20 protein-coding genes are annotated in these 19,097 nt (G+C 42.8%); 2 read left to right on the top strand and 18 right to left on the bottom strand.

The features are described from left to right. Nucleotides 1–79 precede the first annotated feature (79 nt). From AB6D06_RS13030 to AB6D06_RS13010, 5 genes are all read right to left on the bottom strand, one after another. Nucleotides 80–1,504 (bottom strand): aspartate kinase, encoded by a 1,425-nt coding sequence (locus AB6D06_RS13030; protein ID WP_010431966.1) that lies wholly within the window; start codon nt 1,502–1,504, stop codon nt 80–82. A 78-nt stretch (nt 1,505–1,582) separates the two neighbouring features. Next, nucleotides 1,583–1,969, bottom strand: a complete 387-nt coding sequence (locus AB6D06_RS13025; RefSeq protein WP_010431969.1) for an ectoine synthase — start codon at nt 1,967–1,969, stop codon at nt 1,583–1,585. A 13-nt stretch (nt 1,970–1,982) separates the two neighbouring features. Beyond that, entirely contained in the window at nt 1,983–3,248 is a 1,266-nt protein-coding gene (gene ectB / locus AB6D06_RS13020) for a diaminobutyrate--2-oxoglutarate transaminase (protein WP_372110430.1), read from the bottom strand. A gap of 35 nt (nt 3,249–3,283) precedes the next feature. Continuing rightward, nucleotides 3,284–3,817, bottom strand: coding sequence for a diaminobutyrate acetyltransferase (ectA, locus tag AB6D06_RS13015; protein ID WP_010431975.1), 534 nt, complete (start codon nt 3,815–3,817; stop codon nt 3,284–3,286). 467 nt (nt 3,818–4,284) lie between these two features. Further along, nucleotides 4,285–4,545 carry a DUF5062 family protein gene (locus tag AB6D06_RS13010; RefSeq protein WP_010431978.1) on the bottom strand — a complete coding sequence of 87 codons (261 nt, stop codon included), beginning with the start codon at nt 4,543–4,545 and terminating at the stop codon, nt 4,285–4,287. 448 nt (nt 4,546–4,993) lie between these two features. On the opposite strand from AB6D06_RS13010, the gene AB6D06_RS13005 reads away from it, so the two are divergent. Continuing rightward, nucleotides 4,994–5,209 carry a hypothetical protein gene (locus AB6D06_RS13005; RefSeq protein WP_017065847.1) on the top strand — a complete coding sequence of 72 codons (216 nt, stop codon included), beginning with the start codon at nt 4,994–4,996 and terminating at the stop codon, nt 5,207–5,209. Between the two features lie 131 nt (nt 5,210–5,340). On the opposite strand, the gene AB6D06_RS13000 is transcribed toward AB6D06_RS13005, so the two are convergent. The 8 genes from AB6D06_RS13000 to AB6D06_RS12965 form a co-directional block, all read right to left on the bottom strand. Next, complete coding sequence (locus tag AB6D06_RS13000; protein ID WP_371725491.1) at nt 5,341–6,087, bottom strand: phosphatase; 747 nt, start codon at nt 6,085–6,087, stop codon at nt 5,341–5,343. Nucleotides 6,088–6,102: 15 nt separating this feature from the next. Then, nucleotides 6,103–6,837 carry a nucleoside/nucleotide kinase family protein gene (locus tag AB6D06_RS12995; RefSeq protein ID WP_372110427.1) on the bottom strand — a complete coding sequence of 245 codons (735 nt, stop codon included), beginning with the start codon at nt 6,835–6,837 and terminating at the stop codon, nt 6,103–6,105. A gap of 10 nt (nt 6,838–6,847) precedes the next feature. Continuing rightward, a complete protein-coding gene (locus AB6D06_RS12990) occupies nt 6,848–7,366 on the bottom strand; it encodes an MltR family transcriptional regulator (protein ID WP_048609996.1) in 519 nt (172 codons plus the stop codon). A 52-nt stretch (nt 7,367–7,418) separates the two neighbouring features. Then, nucleotides 7,419–8,690, bottom strand: coding sequence for a zinc-binding dehydrogenase (locus AB6D06_RS12985; protein ID WP_372110426.1), 1,272 nt, complete (start codon nt 8,688–8,690; stop codon nt 7,419–7,421). Between the two features lie 48 nt (nt 8,691–8,738). Continuing rightward, a complete protein-coding gene (locus AB6D06_RS12980; protein WP_372110424.1) occupies nt 8,739–10,145 on the bottom strand; it encodes a PTS mannitol transporter subunit IICB in 1,407 nt (468 codons plus the stop codon). A gap of 29 nt (nt 10,146–10,174) precedes the next feature. Continuing rightward, nucleotides 10,175–10,618 (bottom strand): PTS sugar transporter subunit IIA, encoded by a 444-nt coding sequence (locus AB6D06_RS12975; RefSeq protein ID WP_017065190.1) that lies wholly within the window; start codon nt 10,616–10,618, stop codon nt 10,175–10,177. A 539-nt stretch (nt 10,619–11,157) separates the two neighbouring features. Then, complete coding sequence (locus AB6D06_RS12970; protein ID WP_017065189.1) at nt 11,158–11,589, bottom strand: GNAT family N-acetyltransferase; 432 nt, start codon at nt 11,587–11,589, stop codon at nt 11,158–11,160. A gap of 119 nt (nt 11,590–11,708) precedes the next feature. Further along, nucleotides 11,709–12,365, bottom strand: coding sequence for a QnrS family quinolone resistance pentapeptide repeat protein (locus AB6D06_RS12965; RefSeq protein ID WP_171733163.1), 657 nt, complete (start codon nt 12,363–12,365; stop codon nt 11,709–11,711). A 320-nt stretch (nt 12,366–12,685) separates the two neighbouring features. Between AB6D06_RS12965 and AB6D06_RS12960 the strand changes: the two genes are divergently transcribed. Beyond that, nucleotides 12,686–13,276, top strand: a complete 591-nt coding sequence (locus AB6D06_RS12960; RefSeq protein WP_372106644.1) for a TetR/AcrR family transcriptional regulator — start codon at nt 12,686–12,688, stop codon at nt 13,274–13,276. A 121-nt stretch (nt 13,277–13,397) separates the two neighbouring features. On the opposite strand, the gene AB6D06_RS12955 is transcribed toward AB6D06_RS12960, so the two are convergent. The 5 genes from AB6D06_RS12955 to AB6D06_RS12935 form a co-directional block, all read right to left on the bottom strand. Beyond that, nucleotides 13,398–14,645 (bottom strand): anaerobic sulfatase maturase, encoded by a 1,248-nt coding sequence (locus AB6D06_RS12955; RefSeq protein ID WP_372110421.1) that lies wholly within the window; start codon nt 14,643–14,645, stop codon nt 13,398–13,400. A gap of 117 nt (nt 14,646–14,762) precedes the next feature. Beyond that, nucleotides 14,763–16,508: an arylsulfatase gene (locus AB6D06_RS12950; protein WP_372110419.1), complete on the bottom strand. Its 1,746-nt coding sequence runs from the start codon at nt 16,506–16,508 to the stop codon at nt 14,763–14,765. A gap of 93 nt (nt 16,509–16,601) precedes the next feature. Then, a complete protein-coding gene (locus AB6D06_RS12945; RefSeq protein ID WP_372110417.1) occupies nt 16,602–17,033 on the bottom strand; it encodes a tetratricopeptide repeat protein in 432 nt (143 codons plus the stop codon). Between the two features lie 194 nt (nt 17,034–17,227). Continuing rightward, complete coding sequence (locus tag AB6D06_RS12940; RefSeq protein ID WP_372110415.1) at nt 17,228–18,433, bottom strand: iron-containing alcohol dehydrogenase; 1,206 nt, start codon at nt 18,431–18,433, stop codon at nt 17,228–17,230. 216 nt (nt 18,434–18,649) lie between these two features. Continuing rightward, on the bottom strand, nt 18,650–19,093 hold the full coding sequence (locus tag AB6D06_RS12935) for a hypothetical protein (RefSeq protein WP_372110413.1): 444 nt from the start codon (nt 19,091–19,093) through the stop codon (nt 18,650–18,652). Nucleotides 19,094–19,097: the final 4 nt, after the last annotated feature.

The following is a 19,097-nucleotide window of genomic DNA, read 5'->3' as shown; positions in this document are numbered from 1 at the left end:
GCGATCGTTAATTTGCAGTTGATGTTTTGCTTTTCCATGAAAATTTAACAGTGGAGGGTGAGCCCTCCACTGTTAAATTTTATGCTGCATTCACCGATGTCTCGGTTCTTTTATCTTGGTCAAAGAATTCTTCATGCAACGCGCAAATCGCTTGTTGATACTTGTCATCACTCACAACAAATTGCACATTTACGTTTCTCATAGACGAATGTAATGCAATAGGCGTAACACTATGGTTCATCAAAGCCAATACACCATTAGCGAGCGTTTTATTGGTATCAATTTGAGAACCGATCGCTGAGATTATAGCGACCATTCGACCTGAAATAGATGCCTGAGGGTAACGTTTCTCAGCCTTATAAGACACCTTGTTTAAACTCTCGGTGCTACCACCTAGATAATAGGTAATAGAATTGGCGTTCATCTCTTTACCAATAAGGTTCACTCTAGCATCTGCGATAATCTCCATTAACTCATAACTAACATTGTCCGCCTTACCGACCATTCCCTGGTCAAAAACATGTAACGCATATACCTTCTGTTTTCCGGCAATGATCTCAATGTGATTCGTGTCTGGTCGGTAATCAGAAGAAATCAGTGTTCCCTCATGTTCTGGCTCGAAGGTGTTTTTGATTTGCAGTTCTATGCCACTTTCTCGTAACCCAGCAGCCGCATTAGAGTGAATAGCTTCCATACCAAGGTTAGCCAGTTGATCGGCAACATCATAATTGGTTGCCCCAATCGGTTTAACCGAACCTACACCAACGACTTTTGGGTCAGCCGAACTAAAGTGATACTCCTTATGGATGATCGCCAATGATGCCTCAGTAATAGTAGCGATACGACTAAACGTCATCTCACTGTAACCACGATCATAAGTATGCATCAAACCTTCTTTGCAATACGCATAACCAGTTACTATGGGAAGCTCCTCAGTAACATCAATGTCAGAGAAAGCCTCTCTAATCGTATCGTCCAAACTTTGAGGGGTTTTGTTGTCCCAACCAGAAAGGTCAACAAAGGTCGAATTTATACCAATGTTTTTTAATTTAAGAGCCGTGTTGTATGCACTATGTGACTCTCCAATTGAAGAAAGAAACTCTCTAATCTGTGGTAAATAATGTCTCAGTGAAAACTGTCCGTATTGGCACGTTTCAAGAATGTTAGTAATACAGTTTTTGGCTTCTGAAATACGAGACCGGATGAACTTATCTGCTCTCATACGATTCATTGGATCCGCAAAAATATGCTCATTGGTCAATAGCATGCGGCGTTCAATATAAGATAGAGCATCCTTCCACGAATCGTCACGCATCGCTATCAATTGATAGACACCAGGCTTACCTGTTTTTTTACATTCCAACAATGCATCCGTCATACCGCTGTAAGCGGACACAACAAAGATTCGGTTATAAGGATTTTGAGGGCGGAGAATAATATTGTCGAGCACAGCATCAAATGCTGTCATTGATGTACCGCCGATTTTTTCTACGGTAAATGTCATAAAAGACCTTTTGTTCTTGAAGAGATTAAAGACTAAATAATAGGGAGCGGGGTGAGATATCACCCCTGAATATATGGGTTAATCAACGAGTGGATAAACGCCGTTTTCATCGTGTACTTCAGCGCCAGTAATTGGTGGGTTAAACACACAAGCCATTGTCATTTCTTTGTTTTTATATGCGCGTAAATAATGCTCATCATTCTTATCTAGGATGTACAACGTACCGGGTTTGATTGGGTAAGTTTTACCACCAACGACTTCAATCTCCCCTTCACCACTCATACAAAACACAGACTCCAAGTGGTTTTGGTAATGGATATGTGTTTCTGTCGCTTCGTAAATTGTTGTGATATGAAAAGAAAATCCCATATTGTCATCTTTCAATAACATGCGAGTACTTTCCCAGTTATCCGATACAATACGTCTTTCACTATTACGACATTCATCAAGTGTTCTAACAATCATTTTACTCTCCCTATTACGATGCTTTCTTGAAATGCTTGGTTGCTACCACTTCAACTGAGTCTTCGAACATAGTTAAACCTTGCATCAATTCCGATTCTGAAATGGTTAATGGACAAAAGAACTTCAAGATTTCATCGTTTGGACCTGCGGTCTCAATTACCATGCCCTTGTCAAAACACACTTTTGCAATCTCATCAGCTGTGTTCCCATCTTTACATTCAATGCCAATCATCATTCCGCGTCCCTTGCGTTGAACAAATAGCTCAGGGAAACGCTTGAGATTGCGTTGAATGACATCATCGACCATGCTTGAGCTACGTTGAATATGATTTTCAAAATCATCATTTGACCAATACATTTCTAACGCTTTCGCAGCAGTAATGAACGCATGGTTGTTACCACGGAAGGTGCCGTTGTGTTCTCCCGGCTCCCACTTGTCTAGTTCAGGTTTTAATAAAACCACAGCCATCGGTAAGCCATAACCACTTATCGACTTAGATAGCGTAACGATATCTGGTTTTATACCTGAAGGTTCAAAGCTAAAAAACGTTCCTGTTCGACCACAACCGGCTTGAATATCATCCACAATAAGTAGGATATCGTGGGCTTTACAGATTTTGCTTAACTTCTGTAGCCACTCATTTGAAGCGACATTTAACCCACCTTCACCCTGAACCGTTTCCAATAAAACGGCAGCAGGTTTATCCATACCAGCGGAATTATCGGTTAACATCGTTTCAAATAATTTTAAACCATCGATTCCAGCGTAACCTTCAAATGGCAAACGCGTAACGTTGTTGAGATTTGAGCCCGCACCTTGCCTGTGGTGTTGGTTGCCTGTAGCAGCCAATGCACCCGCCGTACAACCATGAAAACCATTGGTAAATGCAACAATACTGCTTCGACTTTTTACTTTTTTCGCCAACTTAATCGCTGCCTCAACCGCATTTGTTCCTGTCGGGCCGGTAAATTGAACTTTGTAATCTAATGCTCGAGGTTCCAAAATAAAGCGACTAAGAGCTTCTAGGAATTCAGCTTTGGCTTCTGAATGCATATCCAAGCCATGTGTAATTCCATCCATTTCAATATACTCAAGTAAAGCTTGCTTAAGTATTGGATTGTTATGACCGTAATTGAGAGATCCTGCTCCAGCAAGAAAATCGAGGTAACGATCACCTTGTTTTGTTTCAAGCCAGCAGCCTTTTGATTTAGCAAAAGTGACTGGAAAACTATTCGAGTATGAACGTACGTTAGATTCCTGCTTTTTAAAAATATCCATGATAAGGCCGTTATTTGATTCCTATAAGTTAATGATTATTTAAGGGGTATTCGATACAAATACTCAGTATCGTGCAGCCCTTTAAAATGAACATTTTCATCTAAGAAAGTGGTCACTTTTCCAGTGCTACTATTTTTTGCGTCTAGCTTTTTAAAGAGTGCCCAAGACGCTTGATTTGACTTAGTAATGGTTGTTTCAATAGCTTCTATACTCTTCAGCCACTCTCGACGAAGTAAGCTGTTCAACATCTTGTAAGCTAAAGAGTGACCTCTAAATCGAGGGGCAACTGCAACTTGCCAAATAAAGAGAACATTAGGCTCACTCGGTTTTTGATAACTCGAGATAAAGCCCGCAAGCTCACCTTTGTTCTCAACCAAAATACAAGTTTTACTAAAGTGAGTGGATTGCAAAAAATTGCAATATGACGAGTTGGTGTCTAGTGGCGGACATTCTGAAATCAGTCGATAAATGTCGTTGCCATCTGAAGCTTTGGGCTCGCGAAAACTCCATTCTTCACTCGTTTTTTCTATCACTTCTGGACACAACACCCAAGGCGCTGATGTAATCATACCGAGAAATTCCTTTGAACTCTAATTAAATCCCTTTTTATTATGAGCATTTACCCCCTACTAAGATCAACACCTTAACTTTAAAAAAACAAAAATTAGTGATCTGTATCACATTTAATAGCGGTCAGCATGAATTAAATAATACTTTGAGTTCTAATGTATTTGATCGGTGGAGATCTTAAGAAAATGTCTTTAACCGAATAAGCGTCAAAAGAAGGTTAGAGTCATTAGTAAATTATGTGCTCAGATTGCCAATCAAGCGGCATAAATCACCAACACTCTCAGTGTTGAACATTCTATCGAGTAGATAACAACGCTTCGAATGGCAGTGACTCGCTATCCACTATTAAAATATCGGCCTCAAAAACAAAAAAACCTAGCGAGAGCTCGCTAGGTTTCTTATCTAACATATCGATGAATAATGAACTCAGAGGAAACGAGTCCAGAAATATCAACTTGGAAAAGGTTTACTTCAAGGGATCATTGTCAGGCAATGCTTTATGTATCCATAGCGCCAGACGCTTTTTAATGTTTGCCCCATCAAGCTTACTTTCTGGTAACGGCGTGATCTGATTTACTTCAACAAGAAACAAGTACACCGCTTTGACCTTTATTGGTTGAGATGAATGTGGCAAATCAAAACCTTGCAATTTAGCCATTTTAAAACCGACCTCAACTGCTTTTTTCACTAGTTTATCTTCATTAATGATCTTCGCGGTTTTCGACATATCATCTCCATCATCTTTATCGAACGAGTACTGAGTATATCAAACCGAACAACTCACAAGATTACCTCGCTCTCAATTTGAGGAGTCGCTTTGATAAATAACATAAAGCGAATAACAGGCTCTAGAATAACTCTAATTCGATTGATAGTTACGATATCAATGGCTATACGCAACCGATCTCTTAATAAAACACTCAATAAATGAGATCTTAAGTCAAGAAACAAAAAGTTGAATAATATTTGACTTAGTATTCCAAAGAATACGGAATACTATGTTTCTCATTTAGATGATAAACATTGTATATAATACAAATAACTTTCTGTTATTTAATCAGTTTTATACTAAAACGACTTAGATCATACTTACTGGTTCTTGTAACAAAATGTTATTTACAAAATACTCATTAAGAAAATAGAATAAACCCACTAATATTATACTGGTGTTAAAAATGCGTTACCTATGGGCTTCATTCTGTCATAAAAACCCAATCATCGGACGAATCGTTCATATCTTGGTTATGTTAGTTGCATTAGCTTCTATCGTTGTTCCATTGATATCAAAAGACGCAACAACAATCATAGCTTCACTGTGTGTTGCTCTAGTATGCTTCGTCATTTTTGTCTTCTTTGCTCTCGCCGACAAGATGCGTTCAGGCATGCACTAATCAGTTCTCTATTCACCAAGCATTCTCTTTTCTACAATTCATTATAAAATGCTGGTTACCAAATACGGAAAAGCCCAAAGTTATTAGCTTTGGGCTTTTTGATACCAGTAATCATTAACTCAGCAACACACTTAATATAAGTGTGCAAATTCTTCGATTCGACTTTTACCGCGCAGTAATAAAAAGTTCAAAAAACGGGATGTTGAGGTAGTGATTATTTTGTCTTCTTCCACACCGTGCTTTTCAAGTAATGCTTTTACAAGACCCAAATGAGCAATCTCTTCACAGAAATGCGCATCAGAACCTGTAGAAAAGTAAACACCAACTCGCTTTCCAATCTCCACAATCTTAGAACAGCGTACATCACTCCCCTTGCGGCTTTTTCCCGTCAAAGAGGTATTGTTCACCTCAATCGCCACATTGTGCTGTTTAGCACACTCGAGCACGGCTCGAATATCAAATGGGTAATTTGGGTTACCAAGGTGCCCAAGCACATCAACCTTTCCCCCCTCAATTATATTAATGAGGGCTTGGGTATGTATCTCTTCAGTGGATGGAGGAAACACAGGTTCGTGGAAGCTGGCAATAGTCCAGTCAAGGTGCTGATAGGTTGAAGGGGATAGATCTAAGTCTCCTTCAATGTTGGTGATGTTTGCTTCCACTCCACGCAGGATTCCTACATAGTGAAGAAAGCGGGGCAAAATTCTTTGATTGTTGAAAAACCAGTAGTGGGGGGCACCCGGCATTTCAGGAGCATGATCCGTTGTACAAAGAAGTTTCAGCCCCTTATGCTGTGCTGCTTTAGCGTTCTCAATAATAGTGCTGTAAGCATGGCCGCTGGCAACAGTATGAGTGTGGCTGTCGACGACGATCTTCATAGCGACCTCCTAGAATTAATTGATATCAAAAGAACCATCTTGGTTCATATATAGAGTTAGGTCCGCTTTTACAGAATGATTTAAAACCATGTCTACATTCTTTGAATCTGAACTTTTATAAAAAGCGAGAGCCTCTTCAAGCGTTGAGCCACCACGAATCTTGCGGTTCACTAAACGCTCTTCTAAAAACTTAGGAGCGGTATCGATGAAGATGGTGAAATCAGCAAGCTCATTCAACCCACTCCATACTGGTTCATCGAGCAGAAGCCAATTTCCCTCAATCACCACAATCTCTTTTTCAACGGTGATTGCGTCATCAACTGGATCATGCAGGTTACGATCGTAGTAAGGCCACTTTGGGTCTTGAACTTTTAGCTTCTTGAGTTTGTCGATAAGAGATGTGAGGTTAAAGGTTTCGTGTGCGCCTTTAATACTACGCAGCTTTATCTTGTCTTCACCGCGGATGGTGTAATTCGAATCGAGGATCTCGTTCGGGTAATGAAAGCCATCGAAAGGCAGCACCTGCAATGGTTCAACATTTGGGATTGTGTGAGATAGGTACTCCCAGAATGCCGCTAGGGTTGATTTTCCACTGCCAGGAGGCGCAGCTAAGAATATAACCGTTCGTTCGTTCTTTTCTTGGTAAAGACGAGAAAACTTTTCAACCAATGGCTTATGAATTTGTTCGATATTGTTATCTGAAAACACAGCTTCGGTCTCAAAGCCACTGACATTTAGGGAAACCTTCATATGAAAAGCCTTAATCTAAAATTTCGTTCTCCACGGTTTCTAACAAACCTTCGCAAGCGAGCTTCAACACGGTTTTGACCAGTGACTCATAGCGAGCTTGAGAAAAGGAGTCGAATGATGAAAATTTTAATTGGTTAATCGAATCAAGATAGATGCTGCCGTCGCTCTTTGAGAGCGTCGCTTGATTAGTGATGAAGTCGTAAATGACATCATCACTAAACGAAATTGGCTCTTGTTGCTGAGCGACAAAACCGTGCATTTGGTCAAACAAGTTAATATCTGCGTAACTCTCTAGTGAGATCTTACCCATCGCAAACATCAGCTTTGATACCACATCAATCTCGACTAAAGGACCATCCTCTTTGAGTAGAGGGGTCACGGCATACTCAATCACCAAAGGATCTTGAACAAATACCCTTGGTAACAAATGCTTTAACTTAACGCTAATCAGCTTATGAGATGCTTGGATAAAACAAGTGGCGGTTTCGCACTCTTCTAAGGCATCTAATAATTCGTCTTGCACCGTAATAACATGTTCCTTATTGGTCGTGGCAGCAGTGTAGCTGCCACGAAATCATCGATTACGCCGTTAGGCTAACGCCGTAGAACTCAAGCAGTGCTTTCTCTGCCAGTTCGTTCCAAACGTAGTTGTTATCTTTCAAAATTCGGTCTAGTTCGCCGAAGAACGGGTCTTGCTCTGCTAGCTTATGGAACTCATCAATTGCCGTCAGTGGCAGGTCAATATGCGGGTAGATTAGCTTTTTACCACTCGGAATATCCAGTTGATTTAGGATAGTGTGAGGTGCCGCCTCTAAGCCACCAACGTGAGTTAGCATAAATGATGGGTTGATCTTACCCGCTTCCGAAAGTTCAATGGATTCAACCATATCCCCTGTTGAACCGCCAGAGGTTCCTACAATATGCGTAGATTCATAATGCACATTGTAAAAGTTGAACGGTACTTTAAATTGCTTATCTGTTGGACCAGCAAAGAAGTTCAGGCAGCCATCGTTACCTAATAGCTCATCAGCTTGCTCAAGCACCTGTGCAACCGCTGCATACACCATGACATCGTCATAGCCATTGCCGTCATTCAGTTCTTTTAAGTACGTAACAGGGTCATCAATTTTCGCTGTGTTTACGTAATGGAGTTCAATACCATTCTCGGCCGCTTTTGATACCGGGATAAGGCTTTCTGCGCGCGAGAGACGAGCTTCATCGATATCAGTCACCACAATACGGCTTGGCTTCACAGGGCCGTTAATCGCGTAATCAATCGCGCCAATACCCATAGGGCCAGCACATGCAAGTAGCGCTAACGCTCCGCCCTCTTTGATGCCCATTTGATGTTCATACACGTACGGGGTTGTGTGGTAGCTAGCGTGGAACGCACCGATGATGCAAGACATTGGCTCTGCAAGCGATGCGTTTGCATAGTAAGAACTCTTGTATGGCAGCACACAGTCTAAATCAATCGCTACTTTAGGGATGATTGAGTACGTCGCGTTACCACCGAATGTCTCGTAGCTGTAGCCTGCTGAGTAGCCTGTTGGCAAGCCCATTGCGGGCTGCAGTACAAATGGTTCGCCCGGCTTAAAACGGTCTTGTAAGTTAGCACCTACTTCTACAATCACACCTGCGTATTCATGGCCTGTCATTACAGGTACTTCAGCAATATTTTCAGGCACACGTTTGTGGTTACTGCCGAGGAGTGCTGCTTTGTAAGTCGATAGACAGATGCTGTTTGAAACGTTTTTAACCAGCAGTTCATCATCTGAAATCTTTGGTAGATCGAAGGTTCTTAGTTGAACGTCTTTCTCACCACAAATTACCGCTGCAGTTGTTTGAACCATGATTTTATCTCCGAAAAGTGGGGCCAATACCTGACCCCAGAATATTAATTAAGCTTGCTGACCGATGGTGTCCATTAGGTTGTCTAATGCTGGGTCATGTAGGAAGTTCTTGATGGTCACCACAGGCAGGCCTGTTGCTTTGATTGCTCGACTCTCTAGACTCTCGTGGGTCACCACCACGTCCGCGTTGCTCGGCACTTTTTCGATTGCGAAGTTCTTCACTTCAACGTTAAAGCCGGCTTTTTCGAGTTTGCGCTTAAAGGTTGATGCCCCCATTGCGCTTGAGCCCATCCCTGCATCACATGCAAAGGCGACAAATTTAATGTCTTTCGCTTCTGCTTTTACCGCTGCTTGTGCTGGCGATTTTGCTGCTGCACCTTCAGCTTTCATATCTTTCATGTCTGTGATTGATTGCTCAAACTCTTCTTCAGACTCCTCTTTCTTGCTTACTTTGAGGATTGCGCTTGCGACTAAGAAAGAAACAATCGTTGCTGTTGTTACACCGGCGATGGTCGCGAAGAAGCTGCCTTTTGGTGTTAGAGCTAGGTAAGAGAAGATTGAACCTGGACTTGGACCTGCAACCAGACCAGCATCAAGTAGATTGAACGTTGTGATGCCTGTTGCCGCACCTGCAATCATCGCTAAAATCATGATTGGCTTCATTAGCACGTATGGGAAGTACAGCTCATGAATACCACCGAAGAAGTGGATGATGATTGCACTTGGTGCTGATTTCTTACTTAGACCTTGACCAAACTTAGCGTAAGCCAGAAGCATACCTAAACCAGGGCCAGGGTTAGACGCCACCATAAAGAAGATAGATTTGCCTGTTTCAGCTGCTGCTTGTAGGCCTAGTGGGTAGTAAATACCTTGGTCGATAGCGTTGTTCAGGAACAAGACTTTTGCTGGTTCATTAATAATTGCAAGTAACGGTAGGAAGCCAGTCGCTACAAGCGCTTCGATGCCCGATTTAACGAATAGGTTCGCTGCAGTTACAGCTGGACCAACAATCGCGTAAGCAAATAGACACATCAACATGCCGAAGATACCTAGCGAGAAGTTGTTTACCACCATCTCGAAACCAGAAGGGATCTTGTCTTGTAGGCGTTTATCGATTTGAACAATCACCCAGCCACTTAGTGGACCCATGATCATTGCACCAACAAACATTGGAATCTCGGCGCCGGCAATAACACCCATAGTACCGATAGCACCAGCTACAGCACCACGCTTGTCACCAACAATCTGACCACCGGTATAACCAATCAATAATGGTAATAAATAGGTAATCATCGGACCAACAAGCTCACCGAAATACTCATTCGGCATCCAACCTGTTGGGATAAATAATGCGGTAATGAAGCCCCAAGCAATGAAGGCTCCGATATTTGGCAATACCATGGCAGTCAGATGACCACCAAAAGCTTGCACTTTGGCTCTTATATTTGTAGACACGTTATATTCCTTATTTTCAAAGGTTATTATTAGTAACTTTTAATAATTTCAAGCACTTCTGCTTTTGAAGAAGAAGCAGCCAGTTTGGCAATGTTTTCTTCATCAACCAGCATTTCGCTAAGCGCTTGAATAACCTCAATGTGTGTATCTGAATCCTTTGCAGCTAATGTTAATAAGACATTGGCAGGCCCCATATCAGACCCAAAATCCACCGGGTTAGAAAAGACATGAATACCAAGTCCAGTCTTTAGTACACCTGCTTCTGGGCGGGCATGAGGCATAGCAATACCTGGACAAAGAACGTAATAAGGTCCATTATCATGCGTTGACTGAATGATCGCGTCTGCGTAGTTATCGGTAACGTAGCCCTTATCTTGTAGGTAACGAGTCGTTTCCTTAACTGCATCTTCCCACTTGTATTCAGAGTGGTTAATAACATCAATTAGGTCGTGGTCAATAAGGTCATAAAGCATAATATATCCCAGTTATTCTTTGTTCGTTTTTGTTGGGATTATTATCAATGGAAGTAGAAGAATAGAGAAATGGCAACAAAGTGAGATCCAGGTCACTTAAATATCAGAGTCAAACGATTAGTTATTCTCTACCTCTCATATTTATCATGAAATTTAATTACAATTTTATTATTAACAACAAGTCAATAGTTTAAATTTGATAGCAAGCCCAATTATAGGATTTAAATAAGATTACACAAACGTGATAAAGATCTATTTATACATATTGACCAAGTATTAATTGTGATGATTGTTACATTTAATTTGGGCGTTTGGGTAATGTTAAGCGCTAAGATCAGTGACCAAGATCCCGTATGAAATACAAACACCACCACTTTGTAAGTGAGTAACACCTCGTTCACGCACCTATTCAGATCTGCCTCATATTGGATAATTTGGTTATCATTGGTTCAGATACGGAAAAGCCCAAAGTTATTAGCTTTGGGCTTTTCTTCTAGCGACTGTGGTTGATTACAACCGAGTGATACGACAACCGAGTCTTACAGCGTCATATGCAGAATTGGAAATGGTTTTCCCATATCATCAAGTGGTGAGCGTGATTCTACTTTAAACCCCATGTGCTGATAGAAACCTACCGCTTGTGGGTTTTGCTCATTAACGTCAACTTTGGTGGCTGCTAACTGCTCAATCGCATGTTGCAACAGCACCGTACCTACGCCTTGCCCTCGAACTTCATTCAAAACGAAAAGCATCTCGACTTTTGCATCATGGACACCCACGAAGCCAACTATCGAACCACTTTCATTTTTAACGCATTTCAAAGAAACCGCAGGGAACGCATGTTCCATGATGATAGGTTTAAAAAACTCAATATCTTCTTCTGTAATAAAGTCATGAGTTGCTCGGACCGAATTCTCCCAAACCTTAAGCATTTCTGCATAATCTTCAGGAAGCACATTTTCTATAGTCATAAATTTCTCTAGATTAAATTGAATATAAACATGTGCAGCCGCGAGCCAGTAGTCTATCAATGGTTAGGAAAACAAAACAACCGCCTTCTCTATACCATTTACTCGCTTCGCTAGCCCTATTAATCGGGCATTACCACAATACCCATGGTTTCAAGCAGTTGCTCTTGCTGCCAAGCAACGATTTTAATCCCCGATGTGTCTACCTTGCGAGGATCTAACCCTTCTAATTCAGCATGGCATAAATTAGCACCTTGCATACTAAATTGCCCCCATACATCTTCCGAGAACACGCCTCGGCTAAGATCGGACTCTTTTAGTGACGCTCCGCCAAGGTAAGTACCTATCCAGCGGTTTTCAAATAACTCACACTTCTCTAAACAAGCTTGCTCCAAGTTGGCGTATGACAGGTTACAGCCCGTAATATACGCGGAGCAAAAATACATTCTATTGCTTACCTGGTTGGCAAAGTTAGCACGAGTAAAGTTCGCCCCTTTCAGGTCACAATCACGTAACTCAATACCGTAGCAATTCGCATTACTAAAATTCGCCATCGCCAACTGGCAATTCTGGAAGCTTGCATCTCGTAAGTCGGCAACATCAAAGTGGCATCCCTCAATATCGCCTTGTTCAATAAACTTACAGTTAATAAACGTTGCGTCACGTAAGTTCGAACGTCTGAAATCACAACGGATAAACGTACAGGCTGTAAATGTAAGCTCTGATAAGTCTTGCTGAGCAAAATTGTGGTGATGATAAGTGCTGTTATTGGTGTCCATTTAGCCCCCTAAAGAAATTAAGCTAAGACTACCATTGCGATCTTAAGAAAACACCAAATTAAAAACGAACAAAAACAGCAACTTAAAACACCAAAATTTAGCCATTTTAAGGCACCAAACAGGCCCTTTAAGGTTGTTATTTTCGATTTATAGGATGTGCTTATCTTGAAAAAAGTTTTGTCGCTTAGAAGTGCCAATAAGAGAAAAAGTTACTTTGACGAAACGAGTCAATTATTGACCGCGTCCTAACGCGCTAGACTGGACGGTTGGTATGTTGCTCGTTACACTATTCCTCATTCTCAGCATAAAGAGTAAGAACAATGAAAGACATGCGACAAGCTATGCTCGATGCAGGATTTAGCCTTATTAATGAACACGGGTTTGCTGGTGTTGGCCTGATGAAGATCATCAACCAAGCGGAAGGCACGAAGGGTTCTTTTTACCACTACTTTAAATCCAAAGAGCACTTTGGTGAGATCCTTCTTACTAACTACTTTGATGAGCATCTCGCTAAGCTGGATGACTTTTTAAGTGATGAATCGCTTTCTCGTCGTGACCGCGTTAAAGCCTATTTCGAGTTTTGGTGTGCGTCGAAACTGACTGAAGACTTCAATATCCAATGTCTTGTCGTAAAACTGGCGGGAGAAGTATCTGGGTCTGCAAACCCGTTGCAATCGACCATGGCAGAAGGCGCAGAAAAGATAATCCTGCGTATGGCAAAGCTGTTTGAAGAAGGCAATGAGGCCGGTGATTTCACTATCGCAGAGCCCGAATCGCTATCTCGAACGCTTTATGGTTTATGGCTTGGCTCAACGCTCATGGCCGCCATGCAGCGTAACCGTTCGATTCTAAACAATGCCATGGATGAGACCATTCTTGCCATGATCTCGGCACAAGAATCGGCTGACTAAATACCCCCGTAACCAGAAGCCAAATACCAAATACCAAATACCAAATACCAAAAGGCTCGCACAATTTAGCGAGCCTTCTATCTAACTTAAATCTTGATTGAATCCATTCACGCCTACTCCATTACCCCAGACGAGACGCAATATTATTGGCTTTGAATAAGTCCTTAATAACAGGGTCGATATGCTTGAAGAAGCTCAGCCAACCTTCACAGAGATAATTTAACCCCGCCTCACCATCTCGGCTTGTGATGATACGGTTTTTGGGGCATTCGCCATGACATGCAAATTTAAACTCACAGGCTTGGCATTGTTTCGGCAGAGACTTCTGTTTGGCGAACCCAAAACTCTGCTGCTTTGGCGAAAAGGCTAAAGTTGAAAGTGCTTGTTCCTGAATATTACCTAACTGAAATTCAGGAAAGACATAATGATCACATGAGTACACATCGCCATTGGGCTCAACCGCTAACCCTTTGCCGCAGATCTCACTCAAGGTACACATAGTGCTTTCTCTGCCCATCCATACGCCGACAAAATTTTCAAAGTACGGCACTAATACCCGACCAAAATCGTGTTCAAACCACTCATCAAAAACGGTAGTGAGGAATTGTCCCCATTGTGCAGAATCGACACTCCAAGCCTCAACCTCACCTGATACGGGAATGATCGCTTGTTGGTTGCTCAACCATTTATTGTTGGTGTGAGCTTCGCACTTATCGACCACAGGTATAAACTGCAATTGCTTCGAACCCACTTCATCGCGTAGAAAGCGATAGACCTCTAATGGATACTTACCTGTCACATCATTCACGCAGCTTAAGGTCGCGAACTCGACGTTATGCTGTTTCAAGTAGCGAATGCCACGCATTGTTTGAGAAAAAGTGCCTTTGCCTGCACGGTTAGTTCGGTAGTGATTATGTAGGTGCTCTGGTCCATCAATACTCACGCCAATGATAAAGTCATTGTTCTTGAAGAACTCGCACCACGCATCATTCAATAACGTGCCGTTGGTTTGAAGGTCATTGCTGATCTTGCTGTAGCTAGGACAATATTTTTTCTGCAGCTCGACGACCTTTTTAAAGTACTCAAGCCCCAACAAGGTCGGCTCTCCACCATGCCAAGAAAAGATGATTTCAGGCGTATTCTGCCCTTCTATATATTGCTTGATATAACGCTCTAACAGGACTTCATCCATCGTATATTGAGAGCCTTTTGGATATTCAAGCAGCTGTTGTTTTTCTAAGTAATAACAGTAGGTGCAACTGATATTACACACCGCCCCAATCGGTTTTGCTAACGCTTGAAGCTTGCTGTGTGCTTTACCATTGAACTGCGGAACTGAACTCAAATTTGATAGCGATAATGTCGTCATGAAGAGTGCCTCGATGTAAAAGTTATTGTATTAGCCAAAACAATTCGTAATTCCTTTACACGGTGTTCATCGGCCAACCAAGCTTGATGGCATTAGGTTGGCCGAGTGGTTTTTCCTCTATTTCACGTTTTCAAACGGGTTCCACGCTTCGTCAACCGGGACGATATTTTGCGCTTTTTCGTATTCTTGATATTCAGCGACCATTTCAAGGAACAGATCTGGCATTTCATTTCTCAAGTCATGTTGCTCAGCTGGATCTTTCTTGGTGTTGTATAAGTGCCACTCACTGTCACCGCCCATTCCCGTAGAAATTCGGATGATCTTATGATCACCTTTAAGCAGAATTCCGCTATCAAACAATTCAAATGGAATCGCATTGTTGGCACTGTGCACGTCTGCCGTTTCCCCTTTGAAGTAAGGCAACAAGCTCACACCACTCATCGGCGCTACTTCTCGACCTTGATATTCCGTTCCTGGATGCTCTACCTCTGCAATCTCAAGAATCGTGGCTGCAATGTCTTTCACTTGTGATAAGTCATCTGTTTGAGTTCCCGGCTGTAACGCATCTTCACCTTCTAGAAGCGCTTTGGCTGGCTTAACGATAAACGGCACACGGATACCGCCCTCTGCTGTGTAAGCTTTGTACCAAGATAGGCCACCGGTTGAAGCGCTTGCCCACTCAGGGCCAAGTGACACACTGGAGTTCGCCTTGCCCAAGTTTTCAGTCGAATTATCAAAATGATGAGCAGTCCACGTTCGGATCAAATCACTGATATTTTCACCGGTAATATCCGCCGCTTCTGGGCCGTTATCCGCTAGGTACATGATGTAAGTATTATCGTATTCCCCGATTTCTTTCAGGTAATCAACTATCTGACCGACTTGTTGGTCCTGCATTTCCATCATGCCCATCGCGACAGCCATTTTCTTTCCGTACCACTTTTGTTCTTTCTCAGAGAGCGAGTCCCAAGGTCGGCTTAATGCGTTACGATCTGAAATATCGGCGTCTTTTGGAATCACACCCATCTCTTTCATGCGTTGGAAACGATCTTCTCGAACCGAGTCCCAACCATGTTCAACGTAGTAATCGACTTTATCTTGATAGGCAGACTCAGGCGCTTGCAGTGGTAGATGAATACCGGTGAATGGGACGTAGGCAAAGAAAGGCTTGCCGTCGTCTTTCTTGCTGTCGATCATCTTGATGATCTCGTTGGTGTAAACTTGGTCTGAGTACTCGCCTTTGTAATTATCCTCAACCACTTCACCGTAGCGGTAAGTTGGCTCAACTTCAACACCGGGAATATCGCCTTTTTGCAGCGCATCCGCTGTCGCAGCGTTTTTGGCTCGGAACATCATATCTCGGTTAAAGTGATTCGAACCGCCCGCTAAAATACCATAACTCTCACCAAAACCTCGATCATCAGGTAGGAAGCCATCCTCGTGCCCCAAATGCCATTTACCAGAGAGGTAAGTGTTATAGCCGCTCTCTTCAAGCAACGTGGCGACCGTAACACCTTTCTTGGTGAGGTAACCTTCATAACCCTGCTTACCGATAGCGCCCGGATAGACGGCATAATCAAAGGTGCCTAGCCCAACCTCGTGACTGTTTGCTCCGGTTAGCATCATAGAGCGCGTTACCGATGAGGTTGGTGACGCGTGAAAGTTAGTAAACTTAACCCCCTCTTCAGCCAGCGCCATTAGGTTTGGGGTATCCGCTTCTGAGCCATAAGGCTGTGTATCGGCAAAGCCCACATCATCGCCAACAATAACAACAATATTCGGTTTTTCTGATTCAGCCGCAAGAGCAGCACTGCTTGCCGCAGCCATTGCAGTGAAGACTAAAGATTTCTTGAATGTCTGCATAAGACGTTCTCCAATTTCTGTGATTAACTTGTTTCAGTAATTAACTTTTCTGCGAGTAACTATTTCTGTGAGTAACCTGAGTTAAGATTTGAATTAATGCGCGGCTTGCGACATCCAATGTAATAAGTCGAGCGCGGAGTCATACTCTTGAGCTGCTGCCATGCCTATCCAGGTGACAGCTTCCGCTTGGCTGGCTTGAACGCCACTTCCAGAGATATACATCAACCCAAGCTGTGTTTGAGCTTCAGGGCTACCGTTGTTGGCTGCGGTGACGAACCACTCCGCGGCTTTTTCATCATTCTGTTCTGCGCCCTCTCCGCTCAGATATAAGTAAGCGACAGAGAGCTGGGCATCCAATTGCCCTTGGTAAGCCTCATCCAACAATTGCACGACATCTTGATGCTGCTGCGATTGGTCCATGGTGGCTGCGTTCTTAGAGCTTTCGCTTCCAACGCTTGCTTTGGCAAAAAACAGAGCAGCCAAAACACCAGTCAGAATCACGGTAGTTAAACGTTTATTGATCATTTATTTCCTCCTCGGGAATAAAGGTCTCGACGTCCCTGTTGAATGAGTTAGGTGAAAAGTAGGAATGGCGCGATGATGCACAAGCTTGATAGCAATACGTTTTCAATTTTCATAATTGGCTCTCGAGTAATTGTTGTGAGTGAATCAAGGACTGAACTAAATGGTCATAAGATTCAGTCGATTAAGACAGAGACTTAAATCGCTTTTTCAATGATGGTTTCAATCGTCTGTTTCGAGATTGGGTAGAACTGAAAGCAGATGTCTTTTTCAATCGCTTCTGCAATGTTGCTCTTCTCTTGCTCATCAAACTCCCAGCTGCTGAAACGCTTCATCGCACCGACACTGGTTTGGAAGTTGTTTAAGAAATCCAACACTCTCTGGTAAACCATCTCATCGGTTCCCGTAGTGTCGACCGAGAAAGCTTGAGCTAACTTCGCCGCATTTGGCATATAAAATTCCGGTAGCGCTTCAATCAAAACCGGCATCAGTACCGTGTTGGCATCGCCATGTGGAATGTGGCTAATCGCACCAAAGGCGTGAGCACAGTTATGAATTGGAATGCCGCCCAAAGACGAATAGAAAGCAGAGATCGCCATGGTGCTAGCTTGAAGAAGATTGCCGCGTGCTGTTAGGTTTTCTGGCTCTTTCAATGCCAAGGGTAAGTTTTCAACAATCAGTTTTGCAGCCTGAATGCCGTAAGCGTCGGTGAATGCATTACTCATTGGCGAGACAATCGCTTCAACAGCGTGTGTTAGTGCATCCATCGCGGTAGAACGAGTCAGGTGAGCTGGCAGCTTAGTGGTCACCGTTGGATCAAGAATCGCGATATCGGCTTCCAATCCCGATGCAACTAGGCTTGCCTTAATGTTTTCATGTTCGTTGTAAAAAACAGCAATAGGAGAAGCTTCTGCACCCGTACCAGCCGTTGTCGGAACAGCAATGTGGGGCACTCGAATATCTTCATTGTTTGGCCACACATCCATATGACCACCACCTGCAATTACGGTGCGAATGTCATCTATCTGCTTATGAAATGCGTATTTCACACCTTTAGAAGCATCAATTACGCTGCCGCCGCCAACAGACAAGATCGCATCAGCATTGACGCTGTTTGCAAACTCAATGGCCGCGTTGATGTTGTCGCAAGTCGCGTCTGGCGCGATATCGGTGTAAACGCCAACAAGCTGAACCGCTTGTTGGTTCGCTTCCTGATTCCCATTCTGGTTTACAAACAACGCCGAGAACTGCTCAACAAAGCCAAGAGACTCCAAACCTTTATCAGAAAAGAGCACGACTCTTTGCGCACCTAAGCGACCAAACAAAGAAGGGATATTTTCAATACCGTTCTCTTGAGCATGAACAATGGTTTTAAGTTGAAAGTTAAAATTATTGGTTGTCATGGTGTTTACCTCATTTCTAGTTGATGACTAAATAACAACCAAAACAAACCGGTCGGTCTAGAGCGTAAATGTCAAAGATATGTCAATTAAGATCTTTATGGATCATTGCCCCAAAACGAAAAAAGCCCGCAAATGCGGGCTGTAATCATAAGTAAGCTATTGATCATTAAAGAAGTGTCATTGACTCACCCTGAGCAACTCACAAACGGTTAACGATTAACGAAGGTGAGCTGGGACCTTACTCTTATCTCTAGTGAGGTAGTAGTACAGATAAACCAAAGAATAAACGGTCACAAATCCATCGAGCGCAAACACGCCGCTCCAGCCATAGAACCACTCATAATCGTTGATACACACGTTGTATAAGAAGATGCCAACAAACATCGACTTCTCAAATGCGCTGTAAATCATGGTTGAGGTACGCAGCGATTTGTACTTCGCCGAGAACATCAACAACACACCAATACAGCCAACCACCACACCCCAGTGTTGATAAGTACCGAGCAAATACTCTTTGTTTTCCATCATGGTATCGTTGTACGAGAACAGCGTCTGCATACTCCAATCAGGCGCTAGGAAAGTGGAAAAAGCCGTCGCCGTTAAGAAACCTGTAATCATCAAATACGATTTGATCGTACGTTCAAAAAAACGTTCCAACATAAAA

This window comes from Vibrio sp. 10N.239.311.G01 (assembly GCF_041465805.1).
Classification (GTDB): domain Bacteria; phylum Pseudomonadota; class Gammaproteobacteria; order Enterobacterales; family Vibrionaceae; genus Vibrio; species Vibrio crassostreae_C.
This window is presented reverse-complemented; position numbering and strand designations above follow the sequence as displayed.

Excerpts from the sequence above, each read along its gene's own strand:
- AB6D06_RS13030 (WP_010431966.1), bottom strand. The coding sequence starts at position 1,504 with ATGACATTTACCGTAGAAAAAATCGGCGGTACATCAATGACAGCATTT.
- AB6D06_RS13025 (WP_010431969.1), bottom strand. The coding sequence starts at position 1,969 with ATGATTGTTAGAACACTTGATGAATGTCGTAATAGTGAAAGACGTATT.
- ectB (WP_372110430.1), bottom strand. The coding sequence starts at position 3,248 with ATGGATATTTTTAAAAAGCAGGAATCTAACGTACGTTCATACTCGAAT.
- ectA (WP_010431975.1), bottom strand. The coding sequence starts at position 3,817 with ATGATTACATCAGCGCCTTGGGTGTTGTGTCCAGAAGTGATAGAAAAA.
- AB6D06_RS13010 (WP_010431978.1), bottom strand. The coding sequence starts at position 4,545 with ATGTCGAAAACCGCGAAGATCATTAATGAAGATAAACTAGTGAAAAAA.
- AB6D06_RS13005 (WP_017065847.1), top strand. The coding sequence starts at position 4,994 with ATGCGTTACCTATGGGCTTCATTCTGTCATAAAAACCCAATCATCGGA.
- AB6D06_RS13000 (WP_371725491.1), bottom strand. The coding sequence starts at position 6,087 with ATGAAGATCGTCGTCGACAGCCACACTCATACTGTTGCCAGCGGCCAT.
- AB6D06_RS12995 (WP_372110427.1), bottom strand. The coding sequence starts at position 6,837 with ATGAAGGTTTCCCTAAATGTCAGTGGCTTTGAGACCGAAGCTGTGTTT.
- AB6D06_RS12985 (WP_372110426.1), bottom strand. The coding sequence starts at position 8,690 with ATGGTTCAAACAACTGCAGCGGTAATTTGTGGTGAGAAAGACGTTCAA.
- AB6D06_RS12975 (WP_017065190.1), bottom strand. The coding sequence starts at position 10,618 with ATGCTTTATGACCTTATTGACCACGACCTAATTGATGTTATTAACCAC.
- AB6D06_RS12970 (WP_017065189.1), bottom strand. The coding sequence starts at position 11,589 with ATGACTATAGAAAATGTGCTTCCTGAAGATTATGCAGAAATGCTTAAG.
- AB6D06_RS12965 (WP_171733163.1), bottom strand. The coding sequence starts at position 12,365 with ATGGACACCAATAACAGCACTTATCATCACCACAATTTTGCTCAGCAA.
- AB6D06_RS12960 (WP_372106644.1), top strand. The coding sequence starts at position 12,686 with ATGAAAGACATGCGACAAGCTATGCTCGATGCAGGATTTAGCCTTATT.
- AB6D06_RS12955 (WP_372110421.1), bottom strand. The coding sequence starts at position 14,645 with ATGACGACATTATCGCTATCAAATTTGAGTTCAGTTCCGCAGTTCAAT.
- AB6D06_RS12950 (WP_372110419.1), bottom strand. The coding sequence starts at position 16,508 with ATGCAGACATTCAAGAAATCTTTAGTCTTCACTGCAATGGCTGCGGCA.
- AB6D06_RS12945 (WP_372110417.1), bottom strand. The coding sequence starts at position 17,033 with ATGATCAATAAACGTTTAACTACCGTGATTCTGACTGGTGTTTTGGCT.
- AB6D06_RS12940 (WP_372110415.1), bottom strand. The coding sequence starts at position 18,433 with ATGACAACCAATAATTTTAACTTTCAACTTAAAACCATTGTTCATGCT.
- AB6D06_RS12935 (WP_372110413.1), bottom strand. The coding sequence starts at position 19,093 with ATGTTGGAACGTTTTTTTGAACGTACGATCAAATCGTATTTGATGATT.